Raw genomic sequence first — 22,673 nt, 5'->3', positions numbered from 1 at the left:
GCCGGAAGCCCCGCGGCACACAAGCCGCCTGAGCCGCCCGAACCGCCAGACACCAGGATTCCGCCCGCCTCGCCGCCGAGACCCCGTGTCCCCGCCGCCACGAGTCAGACGCCGGAGCACGCCCTGCCGTCGCCCGTCAGCCGCCGAGCCCCGCGGCCCGCGGTCGCGCCCGAGGCGCGGGACCCGCAGCCCGCTCGCCGCCCAGCCGCCGGACCCCCGCGGCCCGCCGCCGCGCGTCAGGCCCGGGATCCCGGCCCGGCCGTCGCCTGCCCAGCCGTCGGACTCCGCGCCCGGCCGTCGCCTGCTCAGCCGTCGGACTCCGCGCCCGGCCGTCGCCTGCCCAGCCGCCGGACCCCGAGACCCAGCCGTCGCCCGTCAGGCGCCTGGCCAGCGCGGCGCGCCGAGTTCCCGGGAGATGTTGCGGGCCGCCTCGCGCACCGCCGTCGCGACCGCGCCTTCCGCGGGCCACTCCAGCATCGGCACGACCACGCCGATCGCGCCCGCGACCGCGCCCGTCGCATCGAAGATCGGCGCGGCGAGCCCGCATTCGCCGAGCACCGCCTCCTCCTGCTCGGTCGCCAGCGCGTTGGTGCGCACCGCGGTGAGCTGCTCGCGCAGCGCGTTCGCGTCGGTGACGGTGTCGCCGGTCATGCTGCGCAGCTCGCCGCTGCCCAACCCATCGGACAGCTCGGGGGAGTAGGCGAGGATGACCTTGCCGAGCGCGCTGGCGTGGATCGGGATCACGATGCCGACCTCGGGCATCTGGCGGGACCCGTCCGGCCGCGGCTCGTGGTGGATGATCATCACCTCGTCCGGCAGCGCGACCCCGGTGCGCACCGCGAAGCCGGTGCGGCGCGCCAGCTCCGGCGACCAGGACAGCGTGTGCGAACGCAGCTCCAGCGTGTCGAGGTAGACGTTGCCGAGCTTGAGCACCGCCGGCCCCAGCCGGTAGCGGGCGGTCGCCCGGTCCTGCACGACCATGCCGTGCGCGAGCAGCGTCTTGATGATGCCGTGCACGGTCGACGGCGGCAGCTCCAGCCGGGCGGCGACCTCCGAAAGGCTCAGCAGCCGCGCTCCCTGCAGGACGCCGAGAACGCGGATCGCCCGATCGACGGACTGGATCATCGCGTCCTCTCCGGCCGTCCCCCGCGTCCGGCCCGGCGGGGGAATGGACACCGCACTTTACAGCAGTGAAACGGCGTCGTATGGTGCGAAACGCTTTCGACATCGTCGAATAGAGTTCGACGATACGGCAAAGACGCCGGTTCGGGGCCGGACCGGCGTGACGCTCCCGGAGGAGGGCGCTGGATGTCAGTGCGGCAGTTGATCAACGACCCGGATGACTTCGTGGCCGAGGCGTTGCAAGGTCTGCAACAGGCGCACCCCGCCCTGCTGCGGGCCAACCCCGACCCCGCCTACGTCGTCCGCGCCGACGAGGGCGCCGCGCGCCCGAAGGTCGCGCTGGTCTCCGGCGGCGGGTCCGGTCACGAGCCGCTGCACACCGGCTTCGTCGGCGAGGGCATGCTCGACGCCGCCGTGCCGGGCGCGGTGTTCGCCAGCCCGACCGCCTTCCAGATCCGCGCGGCGATCGGCGCCGCCGACCGCGGCCGGGGCGTGCTGCTGGTCGTGAAGAACTACACCGGCGACGTGCTGAACTTCTCCATCGCCGCCGAACTGGCCCGCGAGGACGGCATCGAGGTCGAGACCGTCCTGGTCGACGACGACCTCGCCACCTCCAGCTCCGACGAGGGCGGCCCCGGACGGCGCGGAACGGCCGCGGTGGTCGCGGTGGAGAAGATCTGCGGAGCCGCGGCCGAACGCGGTGCGTCGCTGTCGGACCTGGCCCTGCTCGGCAAGCGGGTCGTCGACTCCGCCCGCACGATGGCGCTGGCCCTGCAGGCGTGCACCCACCCCGGCCAGTCGCAGCCCTCCTTCGAACTGCCCGCCGACGAGGTCGAGTTCGGCGTCGGCATCCACGGCGAGCACGGCGTCGGCCGCCGCCCGTTCGGCCCCGCCCGCGACCTCGTCGCCGAGCTCACGCGGCCGATCACCGCCGAGCTCGGCCTCGGCGACGGCGACCGGGTGATCGCCATCGTCAACGGCCTCGGCTCCACCCACGCCCTCGAACTGTCGGTGGCGCACCGCGAGCTGACCGCGTTCCTCGGCGGCCTCGGCGTCGGCGTGGCGCGGTCGCTGGTCGGCCCCTACGTCACGGCCCTGGACATGCGCGGCTTCTCGGTGACCCTGCTGCGCGCCGAAGACGACTTCGTGGACCTGTGGGACGCCCCGGTCCGGACCCCCGCCCTGACCTGGTGAACGACGAACGGAGACCCGATATGCAGTCCCTGACCGCCGAGGACGCCCGGTCCTGGATCGACCGGTTCACCGCCGACGTCGACGACCGCTTCGCCGACCTGACCGACCTCGACCGCCGCGCGGGCGACGGCGACTACGGCACCAACCTCCGCTCCGCGCTGCGGCGGGCATCGGCCAACCTGGAGGCCGGGCCCACCGACAGCCCGGAGGCGGTGTTCACCGCGGTGGCCAACGGCTTCCTCAACACCGGCGGCACCAGCGGGCCGCTGTTCGGCATGTGGTTCCGGGAGTTCGCCAAGGCCTTCGCGACGGCGACCACCGCGGAGGCCGTCGCCACCGGCGCGACCAACGCCGCCGCCGTCGTGCAGCGCCTCGGCAAGGCCGAGGTCGGCCACAAGACGATGGTCGACGCGATGGTGCCCGCCGCCGAGGCGCTGACCGCCGCGGTCGAGGAAGGCACCGACCTGCCCGGCGCGCTGCGCTCGGCCGCGACCGCCGCGCACGAGGGGGCCGAGTCCACCGAGGAGCTGCTCGCCCGGCGCGGTCGCGCCAGCTACGTCGGCGAGCACGCGCGGGGCGTCATCGACCCCGGCGCGCTCACCGTCGCGTGGTTCTTCGACGCGGCGGTGTCCGTCACGGCGCCCGCCTGACGGACCTCGCTGTCTGGTGGCTCGGCCTGACGGCCTCATCCGTCCGGTGGCTCGGCCCGCCTGCCGACCCCGGCCTCCCTGACGGCCCAACCTGCTTGCCCGGCGGGGGCGCTCCCCCCGTCCGTCCCCGCCGGGCGCGCCGACCGATCATCCCCACGTGTCACAGCCTGGCCGTCCGCTCACCGACGGTGAAGGAGGACTCGTCGCCTCGGTACCGAACACGGGACCAGTGCACATGCCGCCTGGAGCGAACCCGTCTCCGGTCAGCCCCGCGACTTCTGCACTCGCACGGGAAGGTCGTTGACCCGTAGCTGGTGCGGCTCGCATCGAGAGGCGTCGCTGTAGATGCTCGCCGGGTACACCATCGCCGCCGAAGGCCGCCGCGGGGTCCTCCGTGTCCTTCGACTTTCTCGGGAACTCGCGCGGTCACCGGCACGCCGAAGCGGGTGGTCCCCGTTCGAACCGGCGTGAAGCCGGTGAGCGAATCGTGGGGCGCCGTTCAATCATTGCGTCATCGTCGTTTCCAGACGCGGGAAAAATTCCTTCGCTTGCAAGCTGAGTCGGCCTCCTGGTGGAGGGCAACGGGGCTGAATGCCTTTCGTTTGCAACGTTCCGCAGCATGGAACGCCGTCTTCTGGTTTCTGATATTTATCTCTAGGCTGGGCATCGCCTGTCCTTGCGGGCAGGCGATGCAACGCTTCTTTCTGCTTGGAATCTGCGATCGGAGCGGTCGGGGTCTTATTTGGAGGTGCGCATGTTTCCTGCGGATGCGCCGGTGGTCGATCATCTCGCGGCGAGAAGGATTCGTGATGTATCCGAGGTGCTCACCCATACCCGCTGCATGGTCGACCAGCCATTGCGGGAAGCGGTGCGGTTGTTGCCCGATCCGCTACGGCATTTCGCCGGCTACCACATAGGGTGGTGGGACGAAAATGGTTCCACTGTCGTGAACGACGGTGGGAAGACGATTCGCCCGGCGTTGGTCTTGCTGTCGTGTGAGGCTGCGGGGGGCGACCCCGCCGATGCGGTGCCCGCCGCGGTCGCGGTGGAGTTGTTGCACAACTTCTCGCTCCTGCACGACGACGTGATGGACGGTGACCTCACCCGGAGACACCGCCCCACGGTCTGGTCGCTTTTCGGCACCTCCAACGCGATCCTCGCCGGTGATGCGATTCTGGGGCTTGCCCCGCGGATCCTCTCCGCCACCGGATCGGAGCATGCGTTGACCGCGATCGACTGGTTCGGCAAATGCGTGGTGAAACTGTGTGAAGGCCAAGCCGCCGACATCTCCTTCAGCGAACGCGTCGACGTCGGGATCGACGCATGTGTTGCCATGGCTCGGGCCAAGACCGGCGAGCTGCTCGGGACTTCCTGCGCGCTCGGCGGCCTGTTCGCCGGAGCCGACCGGACGCAGATCACCGCGCTCCGAGAATTCGGCAGCGAGATCGGGCTTGCCTTCCAGCTCGTCGACGATCTGCTCGGCATCTGGGGAGATCCCGCGGTGACGGGTAAACCCGTGCGTTCCGATCTGGTCGATCGCAAGAAGTCGCTGCCCGTGACAGCCGCGCTGGGATCCGGAACCCAAGCCGGGCGCCGCCTGGCCGAACTCTTCCACCAGGAGGAATCCGACGCTGGGCTGCTGGCCGAGCTGGTGGAGGAAGCCGGTGGCCGGGACTGGGCGATGCAGACCGCGGAACAGGCGTTCGCCAGGGCCAAGCAGTGGCTCGAACAGGCCGGCCTCGACAAGGTGGCCGGCGGTGAGCTGCTGGCGCTGGCGGCGCTGACCTGCCGCAGGAACAAATGAACGAAATCGGCGCGCAATGCCGGATCGAACGGATCGCGTCGTCGTGGGCGGGCCGGCCAGGGGTTCCAGCCTGCGTGTGCACACGTGCATCGATGCGATTGCCACGGAGCGCGCAGGTGTGCCGTGGCCGGGAGGCCGACGGCTACCGTCGGTTCATGAAGTTCCCGCGGCGAACAGACGGCTTCACCTGGTACCAAGGCCGCGCGCGGTGAGATCCGGCATCGTCAAGTCTCCGTGGGCCGCCGTGCCAGGGCCGCCGTGCCAGGGCCGCCGTCGCACTCGCGGCCTATGCTCGCTCGCTCAGGTTGCGGCGGCTGGCGTCGCGCAAAGCGGCCTGTTCCTTTCGGGACGACGGAAGCCGAGACGTCTTCACCCGGTCAGGAAGCAGGATCGCGGTCAGCCTGTGTATATCGGCTGCCAGTGCCCGCGACACCCGGCGCAGTTTCTCCGCCGCGGACCCGAAATCCAGCCGACCGACGCGGTCGCTCACCGCGAGCCCCACCGGCGGTTGCCCGGGGCCGCCGGTGGAGACCGGCGCGGCCGCGCACACGACGCCCCCGACGTATTCCTCGTGGCTGAAGGCGATGCCCGATCGGCGTACCTGGGACAGCTTTGCCAGCAGCGTTTCCATCGAGTTCGCCGGCAACATCGAGTCCCCGTGGCAGTCCGGCGAGCCGTTGGCGGGGAACGTCTCGGCGAGCATGCTTCGGCCGATCGCGGTTCCGTACGCGGGCGCCCGGTTGGTTCGGTGGGAAGGGGTTCGAACCGCCCGGTGGTCGTAAACCCGATCGATGTAGCGCACCTCGCGGCCGTCCAGCACTCCCAAGCTCGCCGTGGCACCGGTCATCCGGTGAAGGTCGACGAGGTACGGGGTTGCCAGACTGGCGAGCAAGGTGTCGAAGTCGCCCCGAGGGCGGTCAACGGAGATGTCGAGCCGCATGCCGGGGCCGTACCGGCCGCCGTGCTGGTCGATCATCTGGTGGGCGCGCAACGTCGTGAGCACGCGGTGCACCGTAGGCTTGGCCAACCCGGTCCGGCGAGTCAGCTCTGCCAGTCCGATGGGGCCGCCTTCGGCGATCACCGCGGCCAGGACGACCATTGCCTTGTCCACCGCCCCCAGCGTTGGCTGCTCCTTCGAGCGCTCCGCTGTCGGGCGCGGAGTGGGGGCTTCTGCCCGGCTGCTCACGAAGACCTCCTAGCCACGGCTTACGCGTCAGCAGGAACTGCAATGCTGCCATTCAGCCGACTGCCAGCGAGGAAAGGACTGCAAGCGTGCACGTCTGTACCTCGGAAAGGGGCGAGACGTGCATCCCTGCGCCGGGAAGAGACGTGTGCCGACTGGACTGAGGCAGACGGGATCGAGCCGCTTCGGACGCACTTCGTCGAACGTCCGCGACGGCTGCGTGTTCTTCGGGAGCATCCGAATCGGGCGTCGGCCGGAGACGACGCCACGAACGCATTGGGGCCTCAGCGGCCCGCACCTTGGTCTGCCTGTGCCGGGAGTCGGGCAGGGACCGGCTGGGAAACCGCGACACCGGCCTTCAACGCCGGTGTCCGTTGCGCGAACTGCGCGGTCAACCTGGTGAACTCCCAGGGGTTCTGCGGCACGCTGCTGCAGGTGCCGGACGTCTGTCCGTTGTCGGGCGGCGTGCATTGCCGGTCCCGGTTGAGCGACCAGAACGTGTACCGGGACATGCCGTGGCCGATCGCGTAGTCCAGGAGCGCCTGGAAATCGGCTTGGTCGTAGTACTCACCGAAGTCCGAACGCCCGTTCATCAGCGACGCGCCCTCATGGGCGTACGCGGTCGCGCTGTCCCAGCCGAACGTGTTCATCAGGACGCCGTGGAAGGCCTCGAGCACGGCGATCTGAGCGCCGACGTCCTGGAACCCGTTGAACGGCATGATCGAGTAGTTGTCCGGTGCGAACTTCAGGGACTTGGCCGTGTTCAGCAGGTTCTGCCCCTGCGGTGTCGTTCCGCCGGGCGCGGCAACGGTGGTGACCGAAACGTACAGGCCGGGATTGTGATGCTGGAGAATCTGGGCCGCTCGCAGTTCCTTGGTGACCGCACCGGGATCGGAGTACGCCGGCTCCTCGAGGTTGAAGTCCACCGCTCGAAGTGCGTACTTGTCGATCACCTGCTGGTAGGCGTTGGCCGTGTCTTCGGCACTGGCACAGGTCTGGCCCAGGTTTCTGCCGCCGTAGCCGCCGATCGATACTGAAACGTCACCGCCGGCCGAGCGCACGCCGTCGATGACCCGTGCCACGGCGGTGTCCTCGGACACGGGGGCCGTGCCGTCCCAGGTGGGCGTGCACCCTCCACCTCCCCTGGGCGCCTGGATGAACGTCAGCTGGAAGGTCTTCTGCCCCGTCTCCGCCATCACCTTCGGCAGGTCCGGTGGATTGCCGTACAACGGCGTCACATACGGTGCCGACCCGTACCAACCGGCCGGCAACGACGGCGGCGCGACGGTCACCGGGTTCGTGGGAACGGCGTTACCGGGCGCCGCCCACAACCCTGTTGCGATTCCGGCGGAAACCACCATCGTGGTGGCGAGCGCGGGTAGTTTTCGCATCCGGATACGTCCTCCTCCATCGGGCGGCGCCAACGCCGGCAACCGATAGCCGGTGCCCGCTCACAGCGGTCGAGTTGCTCGCGATTGTCCCTTCTGGACCTGCGTTCACCGCGTGTGCGCCCGGCACTTGGAAGCACCGCGAGTTACTCAACAGGCTCACGCGCTGACGCTATGAGGGACGGCTGAAACAGGCCAAGCAGTCAATACCGATCCTGCACCTGCGGTCGCGGCGGCTTGCACTTCTTATCGGTCGGCGCGCAACCGCCGGGTGGATCCGCGCGGTGCCGCCTCACATCAGCCCGTCGTCTGACGGCCGCTCACAACCGCCGTTGGCCGCCTCGTCCCCCATACCCCTCAGGGCGACTCGTCGAGCCGGTACCCGACGCCGCGCACGGTGTGCACCAGCCTCGGTTCGCCGCCGGCCTCGAGCTTGCGCCGCAGGTAGCGGACGTAGACCTCCAGCGAGTTCGACGACGGCCCGAAGTCCTGGCCCCACACCCGCTCGACGAGCAGCCCGCGCGGCATCGCCTGACCGGCGTTGCGCAGCAGCACCTCCAGCAGCGCGTACTCGGTCCGGCTGAGCTCCACCGTCCGGTGCCCGCGACGGACCCGGTGCGCCCCGGTGTCCACCGCCAGGTCCGCGCAGCGCAGCACGGTGTCGTCACCGGGGTAGCTGCGCCGCAGCAGCGCCCGCACCCGCGCGAGCAGCTCGTCCAGGTCGAAGGGCTTGACCAGGTAGTCATCGGCGCCGGCGTCGAGCCCGTCGATCCGGTCGGCGACCGCGTCGCGCGCGGTGAGCACCAGGATCGGCGTGCGGTCGCCGTCGGCGCGCAGCCGACGGCACATCGTCAGCCCGTCCATGAACGGCATCAGCAGGTCGAGCACGATCGCCCCGGGCCGCCACGCGGTGATCTCGGTCAGCGCCCTCGCGCCGTCCCCGGCCGCCCGGACCTCGTAGCCCTCGCTCTCCAGCCCGCGGACCACGGCGTCGCGCACGCCCGGCTCGTCCTCGACCACCAGCACCCGCACAGTCCGCGGATGCTACCGGCGGCTCGGCGCGCGCGTTCTCATCGGACTCTCATCCGCGCCCAGCAACGTGATGCCCATGCGCAGACAACGAACCGCGGCGTGCCTGGTCGGCGCGCTGTGCGTGATGACGGGCGGGCTCGGCGCGGTGTCGCAGGCCGCCGCACCGGAGGTCGAGCTCGACGGCGACCGGGTCGTGGTGTCGCTCGCGGGTGGCCGGGCCGTGGTGGACCCGGCGACGCTGGAGGTCAAGGCCAGGACGGCCGACGGCCGGGAGTGGCAGCTCTCGGCTCCGGCCGCCGAGCCGCTCGGTCCCGCCGGAGAGGTGCGGGTGGAGGACGGCAGGGCTAGCTGGCGCTACCCGGGGATGACCGTCACCGCCGCCGAGCAGGCCGGACGCCTGTCGATCGCGGTGCACGCCGACCGCGACACCGCGATGACCTGGCCGGTCACCGGCACCGATCCGGGCGTCTCCGAGATGCAGTTCCCGCGCGGTGAGGGGCTGTCGGTGCCCGTCGCCGACCCGTGGTGGAACTCCGGCCAGGCCAGGCTCGCCGGGTCCGAGGCGGAGATGGTCGGCGGGCTCACCATGCCTTTCTGGGGTCACTCCGGTGCGGGCCGAGGCGTCAGCTACATCGCCGAGAACGACATCGGAACCTCGCTGCGGTTCGTCTCGCAGCGGGGGCGCCTGCACGCCGAAACCGTCCACGACTTCTCGGCGCGCGAGGGCACTCTCGACCACGCGGTCACCTTCGCGCTCACCGACGGCTCGCCCGTCGCGCCCGCCCGGGACTACCGGCGGTGGCTCGACGAGCACGGCGGTCGCGAGACCCTGCGGCGCAAGATCGCCGAGAACCCCGAGGTCGGCAAGCTGGTCGGTGCCTTCCACGCCTACACCTGGGGCCAGGCCCGCACGCCGGAGGGCGTCCGGCGGCTGCGCGAACTGGGCATCGACCGGATGTGGCTGGGCTACGACGCCGACGGGCGGCCGATGAGCCCGGAGGCGGTCAAGGCCGCCAAGGACGCCGGATACCTCGTCGGTCCCTACGACTCGTGGGCCAACGCCCAGGACCCGGCGCAAGCGGACAACCCTTCCTCGCGCTGGCCCGCCCCGGTGTGGCAGGAAGCCTGCGTGCGCGAGGCAGACGGTGAGGTCATGCCCGGCTTCCGCGACCGCGGCTGCTACCTCAGCTCGGAGGCGTTCGCCCGCAACCCGCGGCTGATGGCCGACCGGACCGGGGAGATGACCGCCAACGGCGCCAACAGCTACTTCCTCGACGTCGACGCGGCGGGCGAGCTGCACACCGACCACAGTCCCGCGCACCCGATGAACAAGGAGCGGGACCGGCGCAACCGGCTCGACCGGATGGGCCGGCTCGCCGGGGATCTCGTCCTCGGTTCGGAGAGCGCGGGCGCGTGGTCGGCGCCGGTGCTGTCCTACAACCACGGGTCGTCGACCCCGGTCAGCGACCACCTGTGGGAGCTGGAGAAGGACAAGGATTTCTGGGGCGGCTACGCGCCGGAGGGCGCGCCCGAGGCGTTCTTCGAACCGGTGGAACTGCCCGCCGACGCGGCCAAGGCCATGTTCGCGCCGCAGTACCGGGTGCCGCTCTACCAGACCGTGCTGCACGACTCGGTCATCGGCACCGACCGCTGGGAGCTGCCGTGGTCGAAGCTGCCGCGACAGGCGACCGACCGGGTGGCCATGGCGATGCTGCACAACACGCCGCTGAACCTCGTGCTCAACGAGACCGAACTGGACGCCCACGGCGCCGAGATCGCCGCGTTGCAGCGCTACTTCGCCCCGCTGCACCAAGCCGCGGCCACCGAGCCGATGACCGGCTTCCGGTGGCTCACCGCCGACCACCTCGTGCAGCGCACCACCTTCGGCGACGGCGCCCTGACCGTGACGGCCAACTTCTCGGGGCGGGCCCACGACGGGCTGCCCGCCGGATGCGTGGACGCGACCGTCAAGGGCGACACCGCCCCGCGCCGCCTCTGCCCGGGCCCGCTGTGAGAGCCCGGGACGTGGCGGTGGCCGCCGCTGCGGCGGGGCTCGCGCTGCTGCTGGCCGGACACGCGGTCGTCCCGGGCGCCGTGGGCACGATGCTCGACAGCGTCGTGCCCTGGCTCGGCCTCGGCGTCCCGCTGGTCGCGGCGGGCGCGCTGCTCGCCCGCTCCCGCGCCGTCGTCGCGGTGCTGGTGCCCGCCCTGGTGTGGGTGGCGATGTTCGGCCCCGCCCTCCTGCCGTCGGCTTCGGCGCAAGCCGGCGACCTGCGCGTGGCGACGCAGAACCTCTACGCGCAGAACCCCGACCCGGCCGCGACGGCCCACGACCTGGCGAGCACCGGGGCCGACTTGATCGGCGTGCAGGAGATGGCGGGCGACAGCCGGCAGGAACTCGACGACGTGCTGGCCGACCGGCACCCGCACCACCGCACCATGGGCACGGTCGGCCTGTGGAGCAGCTACCCGATCCGCGGCGCCGAGCCCGTCGACCTCGGCCTCGGCTGGACCCGCGCGATGCGGGCGAGCATCACCACGCCGAGCGGACCGGTCACCGTCTACGTGGCGCACCTGCCGTCGCTGCGGCCGGACTCGGTCGGCCGGCGCGACCTCGGTATGGCGAAGCTGGCCGCGGCGGTCGCGGACGACGACGCCGAGCGCGTCATCGTCCTGGCCGACCTCAACACCGCGGGCACCGACCCGCAGCTCGGGCGGCTGCACCTCCAGCACGCGCAGCGCGGCCTGGGGTTCACCTGGCCCGCGGCCTTCCCCGTCGCCCGGCTCGACCACGTGCTGTACCGGGGAGTGCGGGAGGTGGGCGCGGAGGTCGTCCGCACTCGCGGCACCGACCACCGCGCCGCCACCGCCGACTTCGCGCTGTGACCGGGTTGCGGCGGCGCGAACCAGCGCCGCCGCAACCCCGGCGGGCCGGGGGTGTCAGTCGCGGCGGCCGGTGACCGCGACCGTGATCCCGAGGCCGATCATGGCCAGGCTCCCGGTCCGCTGGGCGTAGGCCAGGCGGCGGGGCGAGCCGGCGAACCACGAGCGCGCGGTGGCGGCCGACAGGCCCCACGCGCTGTCCGACACCAGCCCGATGACGATGGCGATGAGCCCGAGCACGAGCATCTGCACCGGCACATGCCCGCTGGGCTGGTCGACGAACTGCGGCAGCACCGCCGAGAGGAACACGATCGACTTCGGGTTGGCCACGCCGACGGCGAATCCCTCCCAGAGCGTGCGCAGGCCACCGCGCGTGGGCGCGAGCGCGGGCAGGGCGGTCGAAACCGAGCCGCTGCCGCGCCACGCCTTCACCCCGAGGAAGACCAGGTAGGCGGCTCCGAAGAGCTTGAGAGCGGTGAACGCGACCGCCGAGCGCTCGACCATCGAGCCGATGCCCATCGCCACGGCGATGACGAGCACGTACGTCCCGATCGCGTTGCCGAGCACGCTGGTCAGCGCGACCCGGCGGCCGTAGGACAGGGCACGCCCGACCACGAACAGCACGCTCGGCCCGGGCACCGCGATGATGAGCAGTGCCGTCGCGGCGAACACCAGGATCCGGTCCGGGGAAACCACTTCAGCGCACCTCCGTCGGGCATGACCGCCGCGGTCACACCGCTGCCGACACTAGTGGGCGTCGTAGCAGTGGCTTGCCTGGTGGGGAGCTTGGCAGAACGGCTCCCCGGAAAGGTGCGTGCGTCAGTACACGGGGCCCGTGTACTTCTCGCCCGGTCCCTGGCCGGGGGCGTCGGGCACCGCGGAGGACTCGCGGAAGGCGCGCTGCAGGCTCTGCAGCCCGTCGCGGACCGGCCCGGCGTGCGGCCCCAGGTACTCCACGGCCGAGGTGACCAGGCCCGCCAGCGCGGTGATCAGGCGGCGCGCCTCGTCCAGGTCCCGCGACGGCGCCGTGTCGGGGTCGTCGTGGCTGAGGCCCAGCTTCTCGGCGGCGGCCGACATCAGCATGACGGCGGCGCGGCTGATGACCTCGACGCTGGGAACATCGGCGAGCTCGCGGACGTTGAGCTGCACGTCCGCGTCGTCGAACTGCTCGCCGCCGGCGTCGGCGGGGGGCTGGGTTGGCTGCCGTTCGGTCACGCCTGGTACCCTGACACGAGCGACCAGCCCCCGCGCAGCCGGGGGCGGCAAAGTGGAGCCCCGCTCCCACCCGAGTAGCCGCGTTCTGCAGGCTTCCGGGTCCTGGTCCCGCCGGTGGCGCACGCGCCCCGGCGGAACGAACGGTATCGCCATACCGGTTCGAGGGGCGAGCTTCACGCGCCGCGGTGCAGCAGTGAAAGCCATCGAACCGAGGAGGCCCCATCAGCTCCGAGACGCGCATCAACGACCGCATCCGCGTGCCCGAGGTCCGCTTGGTCGGACCCAACGGCGAACAGGTCGGCATCGTCCGCATCGAGGACGCGCTCCGGCTGGCGCAGGAAGCGGATCTGGACCTTGTCGAGGTCGCCCCGCAGGCGCGCCCGCCGGTCTGCAAGCTCATGGACTACGGCAAGTTCAAGTACGAGAGTGCGCAGAAGGCTCGCGAATCGCGCCGCAACCAGCAGCAGACCGTCATCAAGGAGCAGAAGCTCCGGCCGAAGATCGACCCGCACGACTACGAGACGAAGAAGGGCCACGTGTCCCGCTTCCTCGGCCAGGGTCACAAGGTGAAGGTGACGATCATGTTCCGCGGTCGTGAGCAGTCGCGTCCCGAGCTGGGCTTCCGGTTGCTGCAGAGGCTGGCCGACGACGTTTCCGAACTGGGCTTCATCGAGGCCAACCCGAAGCAGGACGGCCGGAACATGATCATGGTCCTGGCGCCGCACAAGACCAACAAGACCAAGCCCAAGGCGAACGCGTCGTAAGCCGCGGCGGGGCGCACCGGCCCGCCGTGTTCGACGGAACGCGCATGAGACCGGGCAGGGTCGAGCAGATCCTGCCCGGCTTCCATGCGAACCCCCGAAGAAATTGAGGATCGAAGATGCCGAAGAACAAGACGCACAGCGGCACTGCCAAGCGGTTCCGCGTCACGGGCAGCGGCAAGCTGCGCCGGGAGCAGGCCGGTCGTCGGCACATCCTGGAGAAGAAGTCCAGCCGCGTCACCCGCCGGCTCGAGGGCACCGAAGCGGTTGCCAAGGCCGACGTCAAGCGCATCAACAAGCTGCTGGGTCGCTGAGCCGGATCCCATCCGCGCTCGGCGGCGGGCTCCCGGCCCGCCGCTCGAACCCCAGTCCCACGCCCGGGCGGTCGCCCCGCCCCCGATGAGATCAACAGGACGGACCCCGTGGCACGCGTCAAGCGGGCAGTGAACGCCCAGAAGAAGCGCCGGACGATTCTCGAGTCGGCGAAGGGCTACCGTGGTCAGCGCTCGCGCCTGTACCGCAAGGCCAAGGAGCAGATGCTCCACTCGATGACCTACTCCTACCGCGACCGGAGGGCTCGCAAGGGCGACTTCCGGAAGCTGTGGATCACCCGCATCAACGCCGCGACCCGGCAGAACGGCATGAGCTACAACCGCTTCGTGCAGGGTCTCAAGGCCGCCGGTGTGGAGGTCGACCGCAAGATCCTGGCCGAGCTGGCCGTCAACGACTCGCAGGCCTTCGCCGCGCTGGTCGACGTCGCCCGCCAGAACCTGCCGGAAGGTGCGGCCTGATCGCCCAGGGCGCGCATTCGGCTTCACGACCCGGGACGGACGCTCCGCTGACGGAGCGTTCCTCCCGGGTCGTCGTCGCTCGCAAGCTCACCCGCCGCGCGGGCCGGGAGAAGGCCGGCGCCTTCCTCGCCGAGGGCGCCCAGGCCGTGCGCGAGGCGCTGGCGGCCCACGCCGAGGGCGCCACCGCGGTCCGCGAGGTGTTCGCCACCGGTGACCCGCGCCACGACGAGCTCCTGGACACGGCGCGGGCCGCCTCGGTCCCGGTGCGCCTGGTCACCGAACGCGCGGCGGCCTCGCTGTCGGAGACGGTGACCCCGCAGGGGCTCGTGGCCGTCTGCGACCTGCCCGCCACCGCGGTCGCCGACGCGCTCGCGGCGCGTCCCGCGCTGGTCGCGGTGCTGGTCGGGATCTCCGACCCGGGCAACGCGGGCACCGTCGTGCGGGTGGCCGACGCGGCCGGAGCCGGCGCGGTGCTGTTCGCCGGGGACACCGTGGACGCCTTCAACGGCAAGGCCGTCCGCGCCTCCACCGGCAGCCTGTTCCACCTGCCGGTGGCCCGCGATCGCGACGTGAGCGCGGTGTTCGCCGCGTGCCGCGAGGCGGGCCTGCGGCTGGTCGGCGCCGACGGCCACGCCACCGACGACCTGGACTCCGCGGACCTGGGCGGTGCGCTGGCCGCACCGACGGCGTGGGTGTTCGGCAGCGAGGCCCACGGCCTGCCCGGCGACGTCACCGCCCAGCTCGACGGCACCCTGCGGGTGCCCCTCTACGGCCGCGCCGAGAGCCTGAACCTGGCGACCGCCGCCGCCGTCTGCCTGTACGCCTCGGCCCGCGCCCAGCACCGCGCGAGCTGACCGGCCGACGCCGCCGCCCCGCCTGCCGAACCACCCGACGGACGCCTGCCGAGGTCTCGGCGCACCGCCCGCGACCAGCGGCGGTACCGCCGGGAGGCGGATCTCCGCGTAATCCCGTTGGGACGGTCGCATAGACTTGCGGGGCCAGCGGCGGTAGGAGTCCGCATGCCAACGAGCAGGTTCGCGTTCGTGAGCCCGGGGTGCTGCCTGGGGAATGAGACCTGTCGGATCACGGGAGTCACGCACTAACGATGTCCGGAGCCAACGACCCGTACGACCCGAAGCAGGTCGCCGCGCTCTCCGCGGAGACGCTGGAACGCGCGGTGGCCGACGCCCGCGAGGCCTTCGACAAGGCCGGTGACCTCGACGAGCTGGCCGCGGCCAAGCCCGCGCACCTCGGCGAGCGCTCGCCGCTGCTGACCGCCCGGCGCGAGATCGGCGCACTGCCGCCGAAGGCCCGCTCGGACGCGGGCAAGCGCGTCAACGAGGCGCGGGAGGCCATCCAGGGCGCCTTCGACGAGCGCCGCGCCGCGCTGCAGGCCGAGCGCGACGAGCGGGTGCTGCGCGAGGAAGCCGTCGACGTGACGCTGCCGTGGGACCGCGTGCCCGTCGGCGCCCGGCACCCGATCACCCAGCTCATCGAGCACGTCGCCGACACCTTCGTCGCGATGGGGTGGGAGGTCGCCGAGGGCCCGGAGCTGGAGACCGAGTGGTTCAACTTCGACGCGTTGAACTTCGGCAAGGACCACCCGGCGCGCACCATGCAGGACACCTTCTACGTGGGCCCGAAGGAATCCGGGCTGGTGCTGCGCACCCACACCTCCCCGGCGCAGGTGCGGGCGCTGCTCGACCGCGAGCTGCCGGTGTACGTGGTCTGCCCCGGCCGCACCTTCCGCACCGACGAGCTCGACTCCACCCACACCCCGGTGTTCCACCAGGTCGAGGGCCTCGCGGTGGACAAGGGCCTGACGATGGCGCACCTGAAGGGCACCCTGGACGCCTTCGCCCGGGTGATGTTCGGGCCGGAGTCCAAGACCCGCCTGCGGCCGTCGTTCTTCCCGTTCACCGAGCCCTCCGGCGAGGTCGACGTGTGGTTCCCGCAGAAGAAGGGCGGCCCCGGCTGGGTCGAGTGGGGCGGCTGCGGGATGGTGAACCCGAACGTGCTGCGCGCCTGCGGCGTGGACCCGGAGACCCACACCGGGTTCGCCTTCGGCATGGGCCTGGAACGCACCCTGCAGTTCCGCAACGGAATCCCGGACATGCGGGACATGGTCGAGGGTGACGTCCAGTTCACCCAGCCGTTCGGCATCGACTCCTGACCTGTCAGCACTGCAACGAGAGAAGGGCCTGACCAAGTGCGGATCCCGGTTTCCTGGTTGGCCGAACACCTGGAGCTGCCCGAGGAGACGACCGCGGAGGCGCTGGCCGAAGCGTTCGTGCGGATCGGGCTCGAGGTGGAGGAGGTCACGCACCTGTCGTCGGTGCGCGGGCCGCTGGTCGTCGGCCGCGTCGCCGAGATCGAGGAGCTCACCGACTTCAAGAAGCCGATCCGGTATTGCCAGGTCGAGGTCGGCGAGGACGAGTCGGGCGAGAAGCGCACGCAGGAGATCATCTGCGGCGCCACCAACTTCCGCGAGGGCGACCTGGTCGTCGTCGCGCTGCCCGGCACCGTGCTGCCCGGCGGCTTCGAGATCGCCGAGCGCAAGACCTACGGCCGGATGAGCCGCGGCATGATCTGCTCGGCCAAGGAGCTGGGCATCGGCGAGGACCACGACGGCATCCTGGTGCTGCCGTCCGGCTCGGCCGACCCCGGCGACGACGCGGTCGAGCTGGTCGGCCTCGACGACGCCGTGATCGAGCTGGCGATCACCCCCGACCGCGGCTACTGCTTCTCGGTGCGCGGCCTGGCGCGCGAGCTGTCCAACGCGCTGGAGGTGCCCTTCGGCGACCCGGGCTCGCTGCCGGTCCCCGCCGACGACCGGCCGTCGCGGTCGGTGGAGATCGCCGACCCGAGCGCGTGCAGCAGGTTCGTGTTCCGCCGGGTCACCGGGGTGGACCCGACCGCGCCGACGCCGTGGTGGATGCGGCGCAGGCTGGCGCTGGCGGGAATCCGCTCGATCTCGCTGGCGGTGGACATCACCAACTACGTGATGCTGGAGCTCGGCCAGCCGCTGCACGCCTGGGACGCCACCAAGCTCGCCGGCGACATCGTCGTGCGCCGCGCGAAGGCGGGCGAGAAGCTGACCACGCTCGACGACGTCGAGCGCGAGCTCGACCCCGACGACGTCGTGATCTGCGACGACAGCGGCCCGGTGTCGCTGGCCGGGGTCATGGGCGGCGCCAGCACCGAGATCGGCTCCGAGACCCACGACGTGCTGCTGGAGGCGGCGAACTGGGATCCGGCCAGCATCGCCCGCATGATCCGCAGGCACAAGCTGCCCAGCGAGGCGGGCAAGCGCTTCGAGCGCTCGGTCGACCCGGCCGTCGCGCCGGTGGCCACCGAGCTGGCCGCGCAGCTGCTGGTCCGCTACGGCGAGGGCACCATCGCCCAGGGCCGCACCGACGTCGGCGAGCCGAAGGCGCCCGCGCCGGTGACGATGCCGCTGGCGCTGCCCGACCGCATCGCCGGGGTGAACTACGAGCGCGGCGTCACCGCGCGCCGGCTCACCCAGATCGGCTGCCGCATCGAGGTCAGCACCTCCGACGAGGGCGTCGGCCTGGTCACCGCGACCCCGCCGAGCTGGCGGCCGGACCTGGCCCAGCCCGCCGACCTGGTCGAGGAAGTGCTGCGGCTGGAGGGCTACCACACGATCCCGTCGGTGCTGCCCGCCGCGCCGCCCGGCCGCGGCCTGACCCCGGCGCAGCGCAGGCACCGCGCGGTGTCGCGGACGCTGGCCCACGAGGGCTACGTCGAGGTGCTGCCGTTCCCGTTCACCGGACCCGAGGTCCTCGACGGGCTGGGCATCGGTGCCGACGACCCGCGCAGGCGGACGCTCTCGCTGCTCAACGCGCTGGAGAGCGACCGCTCGGAGCTGAGCACGACGGTGCTGACCGGGCTGATCGACGCCCTGAAGCGCAACGTCGCCCGCGGTCGCCGCGACCTCGCGCTGTTCCACGTCGGACAGGTCGTGCAGCCCGCCGCCGAGCAGCCCGCCGTGCCGCGGGTCGGCGTCTCGCAGCGTCCCAGTGACGCCGAGATCGAGGCGCTGCACGCTTCGCTGCCCGCGCAGCCGACGCACGTCGGCGTGGTGCTGGCCGGCCAGCGCGAACACGCCGGCTGGTGGGGCAAGGGCCGCGAGGTGAGCTGGGCCGACGCCGTCGAGGCCGCCCGCCGGGTCGCCGCCGCGGCCGGCGTGGAGCTGACGATCAGCGCGGGCGACCTCGCGCCGTGGCACCCGGGTCGCTGCGCCGAGCTCAAGGTCGGTGACACCGTCGTCGGGCACGCCGGTGAGCTGCACCCGAAGGTCGTCGAGGCGTTGGGCCTGCCCAAGCGCACCTGCGCGATGGAGCTGGACCTCGACGCGCTGCCGCTGACCGACGACCGGCCCGCGCCGGTGGTCTCGGCGTACCCGCCGGTGCTGCTGGACATCGCGCTGGTCGTGGACGCGTCGGTGCCGTCGGCCGAGCTGGTGGACACCGTCCGCAAGGGCGCGGGAGAACTGGTGGAGGACGTCCGGCTGTTCGACGTCTACTCCGGCGAGCAGCTGGAGTCGGGCAAGAAGTCGCTGGCCATGGCCCTGCGCTTCCGCGCGCCGGACCGCACCCTCAAGCAGGACGAGGCGACCGAGGCTCGCGACGCGGCGGTCGCCGCGGCAGAGGAGCGCTTCGGCGCGACGCTGCGCGCCTGACCCGCATCGCGGAAGCCGCCCGTGCACGACTCGTGCGCGGGCGGCCTTCTGCTTTTCGGTGGCGCATCGGTGGAGGCCGCGCGAAACCCAGATGCCGCAACCGGTGGCTTCAGCGGGGCGCCGCCGAGTACCGCCGGTCCCGCCACGACCTTCGTACTGATCCGCTCGCCCGGAAGCGACGAGAAGTCGTTGGCCCGCGCCCACTTTCGCCGGTGCTGCCCGGTTCGCCCGCCCCATAGGTTCTGCCGCAGGAGATCGCCGCTGCGGAAGGAGACCGATGAGCGGGCGTCGTGCGTTGGGGTTGCTGGCGGGTGCCGGGTTGCTGCTGGGGTCGGTGTCGCTGCTGGGTTCGGGGTTGCCGCCCGCGCCCACGGCGTCGGCCGCCGCACCGATGATCGTCGACGGCGATTTCACCGAGTCCGCCCCGTGGGCGGCCCGGCTGTACCAGGACGGCGAGGACGGCTACTGCACGGCGTCGGTGATCTCCCCGGAGTGGATCCTCACCGCGCGGCACTGCGTCCAGGAGCAGCACCGGTGGGGCTTCCGGATCGGCGACGTCTAGCACGCCAAGGGGGACTACGTCGACGTCGCGGCCGGCGGGGTGCGGATCCACGACGGCGCGGACCTCGCCCTGCTGAGGCTGAGCAGGCCGGTGCAGGCCGAGGCGGTGCGGCTCGGCACGCTCGACGACGTCGCCGAAGGCGACGAGGTGACCATCCACGGCTGGGGCCAGACCGAGCAGGAGGAGCAGTCGCCGTTACTGAAGAACGCGAAGCTGCGGGTCGACGACATCGCGGCGCGGGACGCCTACGGCGGGACGGCTGTCGACGGCACCGGCATCAACGGCGTCTGCGCCGTCGGCGACTCGGGCGGGCCGATGTTCGCCGAGAACGGCACCCAGGTCGGAGTGCTGTCCACCGGCACCGGCAAGACCTGCCAGTACACCCACGTCGGCGCCTTCCGCGACTGGATCCGCTCGGTCGCCGGAGTCTGACCGGACCGGCGGCGGGCGGTGCCCCGCCGAGGTTGCCGGTGCGGTCCGGGAGGGGAAAGATCGGTGCGGATGCCCCCCGACTTCATCGACGACGACTACCCGGCCGACCCCTACCCCGGCACGCGGCCCGACGGCTCCTTCGTCCAAGTCGGAGGTTCCGGCTACCACGTCGAGCCCTCCGAGGACGTCCCGTCGAGGTGGACGATCGAGGGCAGGGACCTCGACGAGGAGCTGGCCGAGCACGGTGTCGCGCCGCTCGGCGAGCGGCTGCCGGTGCTGGCCTACGGCTCCAACGTCAACCCGTCGAAGATCAGCTGGCTGCGCGACCGGCTCGGCCTGCGCGGACCGGTGGTGGTGATCGGCGCGCGGTGCCACGGGATCGTCGCGGTGTGGTCGGCGGGGGTGCGGGCCCGCGACGGCCAGCGGCCCGCGGTGCTGGCCGGGATGCCCGGCGTGATCGAACGGCACGCGGTGTGGCTGGTGACCCCGGACCAGCGGGCGGTCCTCGACGAGTGCGAGGGACGCGGCCAGCGCTACCGGCTCTGCGAGGTGCACGCGCCGGTGCGGCTCGACGACGGCCGCGTGCTGGAGTCCGTGCTCGCCTACACCGCGCGTCCGGAGGCCCTGCGCCCGGACGTCCCGATCCACCTGAACCGCTCGCCGCTGGTGGTCGACGGCCACCTGGTGCGCTGCGCCGACGTCGGCCAGGACGACGCGGTGCGCCTGGTCGGGGAGCAGGCCGCCTCCGACGGGCTCCTCGTCGCCGAGATCGAGGGCGAACCGAGCGGGCCGACGCTGGCGGAGCTGTACGGCTAGGACCCTCAGCCGCCTTCTCTCTCCGGGATCTTCGACTGATGTATGTCCGGTTCGGCCGCGCCTACCCGGCGACGGGTCCGCTCGACCCACCCGGCCCGGCCAGGTGGGTCGACAGCGCCGGCCCAGCAGGGGCGCCCGGGCCCTGCGGTGAGCCGGGGTAGGAAAGCCGCGAGTAGGCGAAGCGCTCGGCGAACTCGTCGGCGGTGATGCCCATGAGCACCAGGTACTTGGCCTGCCCGCACAGGTACTCCGGGTCGCGCAGCCGCCCGTCCTCGCGGAACCCGAGCTTGCGGTGCAGGGCGAGCGAGGCGTGGTTGCAGCCGTATATGCCGACCTCGCAGCGCCGGTATCCGAGCTGGTTGAACATGAAGTCCAGCAGCACGCCGATGGCGTCCTCGGCGTAGCCGTGGCGCCGGTGGCGCGGTCCGATGCCCACGCCGTAGCCGAACCGGTCCGAGCCCGGCGCGATCCGCGTCGCGCACACCGAGCCGACCAGCACGCCGCCGTCGCGCGTCTCGATCGCCAGCCGCGGCTCGTCACCGGCGGCGGTCGGGTTCGCCCGGTGCGCCGCCCAGTGCCGGTAGCCGTCCACCGAGGGGTACCGCGCGGCGTCCCGGTCGAAGCGGATCAGGGTCGGCCGGTCCGCGTGCTGGACGCGGCGCAGCCGAACCCTGCGCCCGGCCAGCATCGCGTTCATGATCGACATTGAACCAACCCGCCCCCGGGGCCCGCGACATCAGGGGCGCACGAGCTCGGTGATCCCGCGCTGCCGCAGGTGCTCCTCGTCGCCGGCGCGGCCGGCGAGGACGAACGCGGCCCGCGCACCGTCCGCGGCCATCTCGAAGAAGAGGTCGGTGCCCTGTCCCGGATCGTCATCGGCGACGATGATGCCGGTGCGCCGCGGCTGCACCGCAGGTGGGTTGCGGTCGAACTCGGCGGCCAGCTCCCGCAGGGCCGCCCCGGCCGGCTTCAGGCGGCGGTCGTTGGTGTAGAGCCCCAGGTCGTACTCCAGCGGGTTGAGCGCGGGCACCAGCGCCTCGGAGACGTCGTGGGAGGACCACCAGGTGAAGCCGAAGACGTGGTCGCAGCTCGCGACGTTGCGCACCGACCGCCTGATCCACTCGCCGAGCAGCGGCCGTGTCTGGTCGCTGAAGTGGATCGACGGCGCGGCGCCGTCCTCCTCCACCCACACCGGGCGGTCGACCACCGGGCTGTAGGACTGCATTACCTGCACCAGCCGCTCGGCGTTGTGGGTGGCCGGCGGCCCCAGCGGATCGGTCTTGAGCACGCCCTTGAACGAGGTCCACGGGTGGATCGAGGTGACCGAGCCCGCCGACGCCAGCGCGTGGCGGCCGAACAGCCGGGTGCCGCGGGCGTCCCACGGCGCGGAGTCGCAGCCCTTGGTGTTGATCCGGCCGGGAGCGACCTGCTGGCTCACCCGCGACAGCGCGTCGAGCCACGCGTCGGCCTCGGCGGGGGAGACCTCCAGGCCCGCGTAGTTGTCCCAGTAGTAGTAGACCTCGTTGGACAGGTCGAACCCGAGGAACCGGCGGTGCCCGCCGATCCGCTCGGCGAGCGCGTGCAGCAGCCGCTGCTGGGCCGCGATGGCGGCCGGGTCGGTGAACCAGTTGGCCGGCGTGGGCTCGGTCTGCAACCAGTTCGGTGTCCAGTAGCGCGCCGAGATGTGGCCGTTGAAGACCGTCACCTCGACGTCGAGGCCGGCGTTGTCGGCCAGGTCGAGGAACCGCGCCAGCAGGTCGAGCTGGTGGCCGCTGACCAGGTCCGGCTCCGGCTGGAACGCCGACCACAGCAGGAGCAGCCGGATGTGGTGGCCCACCGCGGCGATGTCGTCGAGGTCGCGGCGCAGGTCGTCGGCGCGGAAGTCCTCCCACATGTTGTCGGTCGAGGGTGCCCGTCTGTTAGGGCGGGGGTGAATCGACCGGGCGTTTTTGGATGGCCGGGTGATCGTGTCTCCACGCTGTCAGCTCGTTGGGTTGGTAGAGGACGGTGCGGCCGATCTTCACCGGCTCCGGGAAGTCGTCGTAGGTGCTGGCGTAGCGGTACAGCGTCGCGCGGGTGACTCCGAGCAGCGCAGCGGCTTGCGGCGCGGAGATCAACCCTTCCAAATCTGTCATGGT

The 22,673-nt window shown here is 71.9% G+C and carries 21 protein-coding genes and 1 pseudogene; 13 read left to right on the top strand and 9 right to left on the bottom strand.

Annotated features, from left to right (window positions below; translation table 11 throughout):
• Window positions 1-375: 375 nt before the first annotated feature.
• Window positions 376-1,125 carry an IclR family transcriptional regulator gene (locus tag SACE_RS25545; RefSeq protein ID WP_009951077.1) on the bottom strand — a complete coding sequence of 250 codons (750 nt, stop codon included), beginning with the start codon at window positions 1,123-1,125 and terminating at the stop codon, window positions 376-378.
• A gap of 183 nt (window positions 1,126-1,308) precedes the next feature.
• On the opposite strand from SACE_RS25545, the gene SACE_RS25540 reads away from it, so the two are divergent.
• The 3 genes from SACE_RS25540 to SACE_RS25530 all read left to right on the top strand — a co-directional run bounded on the left by SACE_RS25540 (window position 1,309) and on the right by SACE_RS25530 (window position 4,770).
• Window positions 1,309-2,316 carry a dihydroxyacetone kinase subunit DhaK gene (locus tag SACE_RS25540; RefSeq protein WP_011874672.1) on the top strand — a complete coding sequence of 336 codons (1,008 nt, stop codon included), beginning with the start codon at window positions 1,309-1,311 and terminating at the stop codon, window positions 2,314-2,316.
• Window positions 2,317-2,336: 20 nt separating this feature from the next.
• Complete coding sequence (gene dhaL, locus SACE_RS25535; RefSeq protein WP_009951080.1) at window positions 2,337-2,966, top strand: dihydroxyacetone kinase subunit DhaL; 630 nt, start codon at window positions 2,337-2,339, stop codon at window positions 2,964-2,966.
• Window positions 2,967-3,720: 754 nt separating this feature from the next.
• Window positions 3,721-4,770, top strand: coding sequence for a polyprenyl synthetase family protein (locus tag SACE_RS25530; RefSeq protein ID WP_037304730.1), 1,050 nt, complete (start codon window positions 3,721-3,723; stop codon window positions 4,768-4,770).
• A 286-nt stretch (window positions 4,771-5,056) separates the two neighbouring features.
• Here the strand turns inward: SACE_RS25530 and SACE_RS25525 are convergent, their stop codons facing one another.
• The 3 genes from SACE_RS25525 to SACE_RS25515 all read right to left on the bottom strand — a co-directional run bounded on the left by SACE_RS25525 (window position 5,057) and on the right by SACE_RS25515 (window position 8,373).
• A complete protein-coding gene (locus SACE_RS25525) occupies window positions 5,057-5,956 on the bottom strand; it encodes an IclR family transcriptional regulator (protein WP_021342008.1) in 900 nt (299 codons plus the stop codon).
• 281 nt (window positions 5,957-6,237) lie between these two features.
• Complete coding sequence (locus tag SACE_RS25520) at window positions 6,238-7,344, bottom strand: glycoside hydrolase family 18 protein (RefSeq protein ID WP_231849781.1); 1,107 nt, start codon at window positions 7,342-7,344, stop codon at window positions 6,238-6,240.
• Window positions 7,345-7,698: 354 nt separating this feature from the next.
• Window positions 7,699-8,373 carry a response regulator transcription factor gene (locus SACE_RS25515; RefSeq protein WP_009951086.1) on the bottom strand — a complete coding sequence of 225 codons (675 nt, stop codon included), beginning with the start codon at window positions 8,371-8,373 and terminating at the stop codon, window positions 7,699-7,701.
• Window positions 8,374-8,449: 76 nt separating this feature from the next.
• Here SACE_RS25515 and SACE_RS25510 point away from each other — a divergent pair, with 76 nt between their 5' ends.
• Together SACE_RS25510 and SACE_RS25505 are read left to right on the top strand one after the other, a co-directional pair.
• Window positions 8,450-10,387, top strand: a complete 1,938-nt coding sequence (locus tag SACE_RS25510; RefSeq protein WP_011874668.1) for a glycoside hydrolase — start codon at window positions 8,450-8,452, stop codon at window positions 10,385-10,387.
• A 17-nt stretch (window positions 10,388-10,404) separates the two neighbouring features.
• The gene (locus SACE_RS25505; protein ID WP_197537715.1) at window positions 10,405-11,259 is read left to right on the top strand and encodes an endonuclease/exonuclease/phosphatase family protein; all 855 of its coding nucleotides are present in this window, start codon (window positions 10,405-10,407) and stop codon (window positions 11,257-11,259) included.
• Between the two features lie 54 nt (window positions 11,260-11,313).
• On the opposite strand, the gene SACE_RS25500 is transcribed toward SACE_RS25505, so the two are convergent.
• On the bottom strand, window positions 11,314-11,952 hold the full coding sequence (locus SACE_RS25500) for a LysE family translocator (protein WP_009951169.1): 639 nt from the start codon (window positions 11,950-11,952) through the stop codon (window positions 11,314-11,316).
• 123 nt (window positions 11,953-12,075) lie between these two features.
• Window positions 12,076-12,471 carry a DUF1844 domain-containing protein gene (locus SACE_RS25495; RefSeq protein WP_009951170.1) on the bottom strand — a complete coding sequence of 132 codons (396 nt, stop codon included), beginning with the start codon at window positions 12,469-12,471 and terminating at the stop codon, window positions 12,076-12,078.
• A gap of 221 nt (window positions 12,472-12,692) precedes the next feature.
• Between SACE_RS25495 and infC the strand changes: the two genes are divergently transcribed.
• The 8 genes and pseudogenes from infC (at window position 12,693) to SACE_RS25450 (ending at window position 20,535) form a co-directional block, all read left to right on the top strand.
• Window positions 12,693-13,235 carry a translation initiation factor IF-3 gene (infC, locus tag SACE_RS25490; protein WP_081468426.1) on the top strand — a complete coding sequence of 181 codons (543 nt, stop codon included), beginning with the start codon at window positions 12,693-12,695 and terminating at the stop codon, window positions 13,233-13,235.
• Between the two features lie 116 nt (window positions 13,236-13,351).
• Window positions 13,352-13,546 carry a 50S ribosomal protein L35 gene (gene rpmI, locus SACE_RS25485; protein ID WP_009951172.1) on the top strand — a complete coding sequence of 65 codons (195 nt, stop codon included), beginning with the start codon at window positions 13,352-13,354 and terminating at the stop codon, window positions 13,544-13,546.
• A 108-nt stretch (window positions 13,547-13,654) separates the two neighbouring features.
• Complete coding sequence (gene rplT, locus SACE_RS25480; RefSeq protein ID WP_009951173.1) at window positions 13,655-14,023, top strand: 50S ribosomal protein L20; 369 nt, start codon at window positions 13,655-13,657, stop codon at window positions 14,021-14,023.
• A complete protein-coding gene (locus SACE_RS25475) occupies window positions 14,023-14,877 on the top strand; it encodes a TrmH family RNA methyltransferase (RefSeq protein ID WP_081468427.1) in 855 nt (284 codons plus the stop codon). The genes rplT and SACE_RS25475 overlap by 1 nt, the downstream gene beginning before the upstream one ends.
• Window positions 14,878-15,128: 251 nt before the next feature.
• Window positions 15,129-16,196: a phenylalanine--tRNA ligase subunit alpha gene (pheS, locus tag SACE_RS25470; RefSeq protein ID WP_009951176.1), complete on the top strand. Its 1,068-nt coding sequence runs from the start codon at window positions 15,129-15,131 to the stop codon at window positions 16,194-16,196.
• Between the two features lie 36 nt (window positions 16,197-16,232).
• Window positions 16,233-18,725, top strand: coding sequence for a phenylalanine--tRNA ligase subunit beta (gene pheT, locus SACE_RS25465; RefSeq protein WP_009951177.1), 2,493 nt, complete (start codon window positions 16,233-16,235; stop codon window positions 18,723-18,725).
• Between the two features lie 277 nt (window positions 18,726-19,002).
• Window positions 19,003-19,719, top strand: a pseudogene (locus tag SACE_RS25455) (S1 family peptidase).
• 69 nt (window positions 19,720-19,788) lie between these two features.
• The gene (locus SACE_RS25450; RefSeq protein WP_009951180.1) at window positions 19,789-20,535 is read left to right on the top strand and encodes a gamma-glutamylcyclotransferase family protein; all 747 of its coding nucleotides are present in this window, start codon (window positions 19,789-19,791) and stop codon (window positions 20,533-20,535) included.
• A gap of 61 nt (window positions 20,536-20,596) precedes the next feature.
• Here SACE_RS25450 and SACE_RS25445 read toward each other — a convergent pair whose 3' ends face one another.
• From SACE_RS25445 to SACE_RS25435, 3 genes are read right to left on the bottom strand one after another with little or no spacing between them, the layout of a single operon-like run.
• Window positions 20,597-21,232, bottom strand: coding sequence for a GNAT family N-acetyltransferase (locus SACE_RS25445; protein ID WP_009951181.1), 636 nt, complete (start codon window positions 21,230-21,232; stop codon window positions 20,597-20,599).
• A gap of 39 nt (window positions 21,233-21,271) precedes the next feature.
• On the bottom strand, window positions 21,272-22,429 hold the full coding sequence (locus SACE_RS25440) for a glycoside hydrolase 5 family protein (RefSeq protein WP_009951184.1): 1,158 nt from the start codon (window positions 22,427-22,429) through the stop codon (window positions 21,272-21,274).
• Between the two features lie 25 nt (window positions 22,430-22,454).
• Complete coding sequence (locus tag SACE_RS25435; RefSeq protein ID WP_143538340.1) at window positions 22,455-22,670, bottom strand: helix-turn-helix transcriptional regulator; 216 nt, start codon at window positions 22,668-22,670, stop codon at window positions 22,455-22,457.
• Window positions 22,671-22,673: the final 3 nt, after the last annotated feature.

It is taken from the genome of Saccharopolyspora erythraea NRRL 2338 (genome assembly GCF_000062885.1).
GTDB classification, from domain to species: Bacteria; Actinomycetota; Actinomycetes; order Mycobacteriales; family Pseudonocardiaceae; genus Saccharopolyspora_D; species Saccharopolyspora_D erythraea.
This window is presented reverse-complemented; position numbering and strand designations above follow the sequence as displayed.

What these genes read in the sequence shown, in the direction of transcription:
- SACE_RS25445 (WP_009951181.1), bottom strand. Translation starts at nt 21,232, where the DNA reads ATGAACGCGATGCTGGCCGGGCGCAGGGTTCGGCTGCGCCGCGTCCAG.
- SACE_RS25540 (WP_011874672.1), top strand. Translation starts at nt 1,309, where the DNA reads ATGTCAGTGCGGCAGTTGATCAACGACCCGGATGACTTCGTGGCCGAG.
- dhaL (WP_009951080.1), top strand. Translation starts at nt 2,337, where the DNA reads ATGCAGTCCCTGACCGCCGAGGACGCCCGGTCCTGGATCGACCGGTTC.
- SACE_RS25520 (WP_231849781.1), bottom strand. Translation starts at nt 7,344, where the DNA reads ATGCGAAAACTACCCGCGCTCGCCACCACGATGGTGGTTTCCGCCGGA.
- SACE_RS25510 (WP_011874668.1), top strand. Translation starts at nt 8,450, where the DNA reads ATGCGCAGACAACGAACCGCGGCGTGCCTGGTCGGCGCGCTGTGCGTG.
- SACE_RS25545 (WP_009951077.1), bottom strand. Translation starts at nt 1,125, where the DNA reads ATGATCCAGTCCGTCGATCGGGCGATCCGCGTTCTCGGCGTCCTGCAG.
- SACE_RS25435 (WP_143538340.1), bottom strand. Translation starts at nt 22,670, where the DNA reads ATGACAGATTTGGAAGGGTTGATCTCCGCGCCGCAAGCCGCTGCGCTG.
- rpmI (WP_009951172.1), top strand. Translation starts at nt 13,352, where the DNA reads ATGCCGAAGAACAAGACGCACAGCGGCACTGCCAAGCGGTTCCGCGTC.
- SACE_RS25530 (WP_037304730.1), top strand. Translation starts at nt 3,721, where the DNA reads ATGTTTCCTGCGGATGCGCCGGTGGTCGATCATCTCGCGGCGAGAAGG.
- SACE_RS25450 (WP_009951180.1), top strand. Translation starts at nt 19,789, where the DNA reads ATGCCCCCCGACTTCATCGACGACGACTACCCGGCCGACCCCTACCCC.
- SACE_RS25440 (WP_009951184.1), bottom strand. Translation starts at nt 22,429, where the DNA reads ATGTGGGAGGACTTCCGCGCCGACGACCTGCGCCGCGACCTCGACGAC.
- pheS (WP_009951176.1), top strand. Translation starts at nt 15,129, where the DNA reads ATGTCCGGAGCCAACGACCCGTACGACCCGAAGCAGGTCGCCGCGCTC.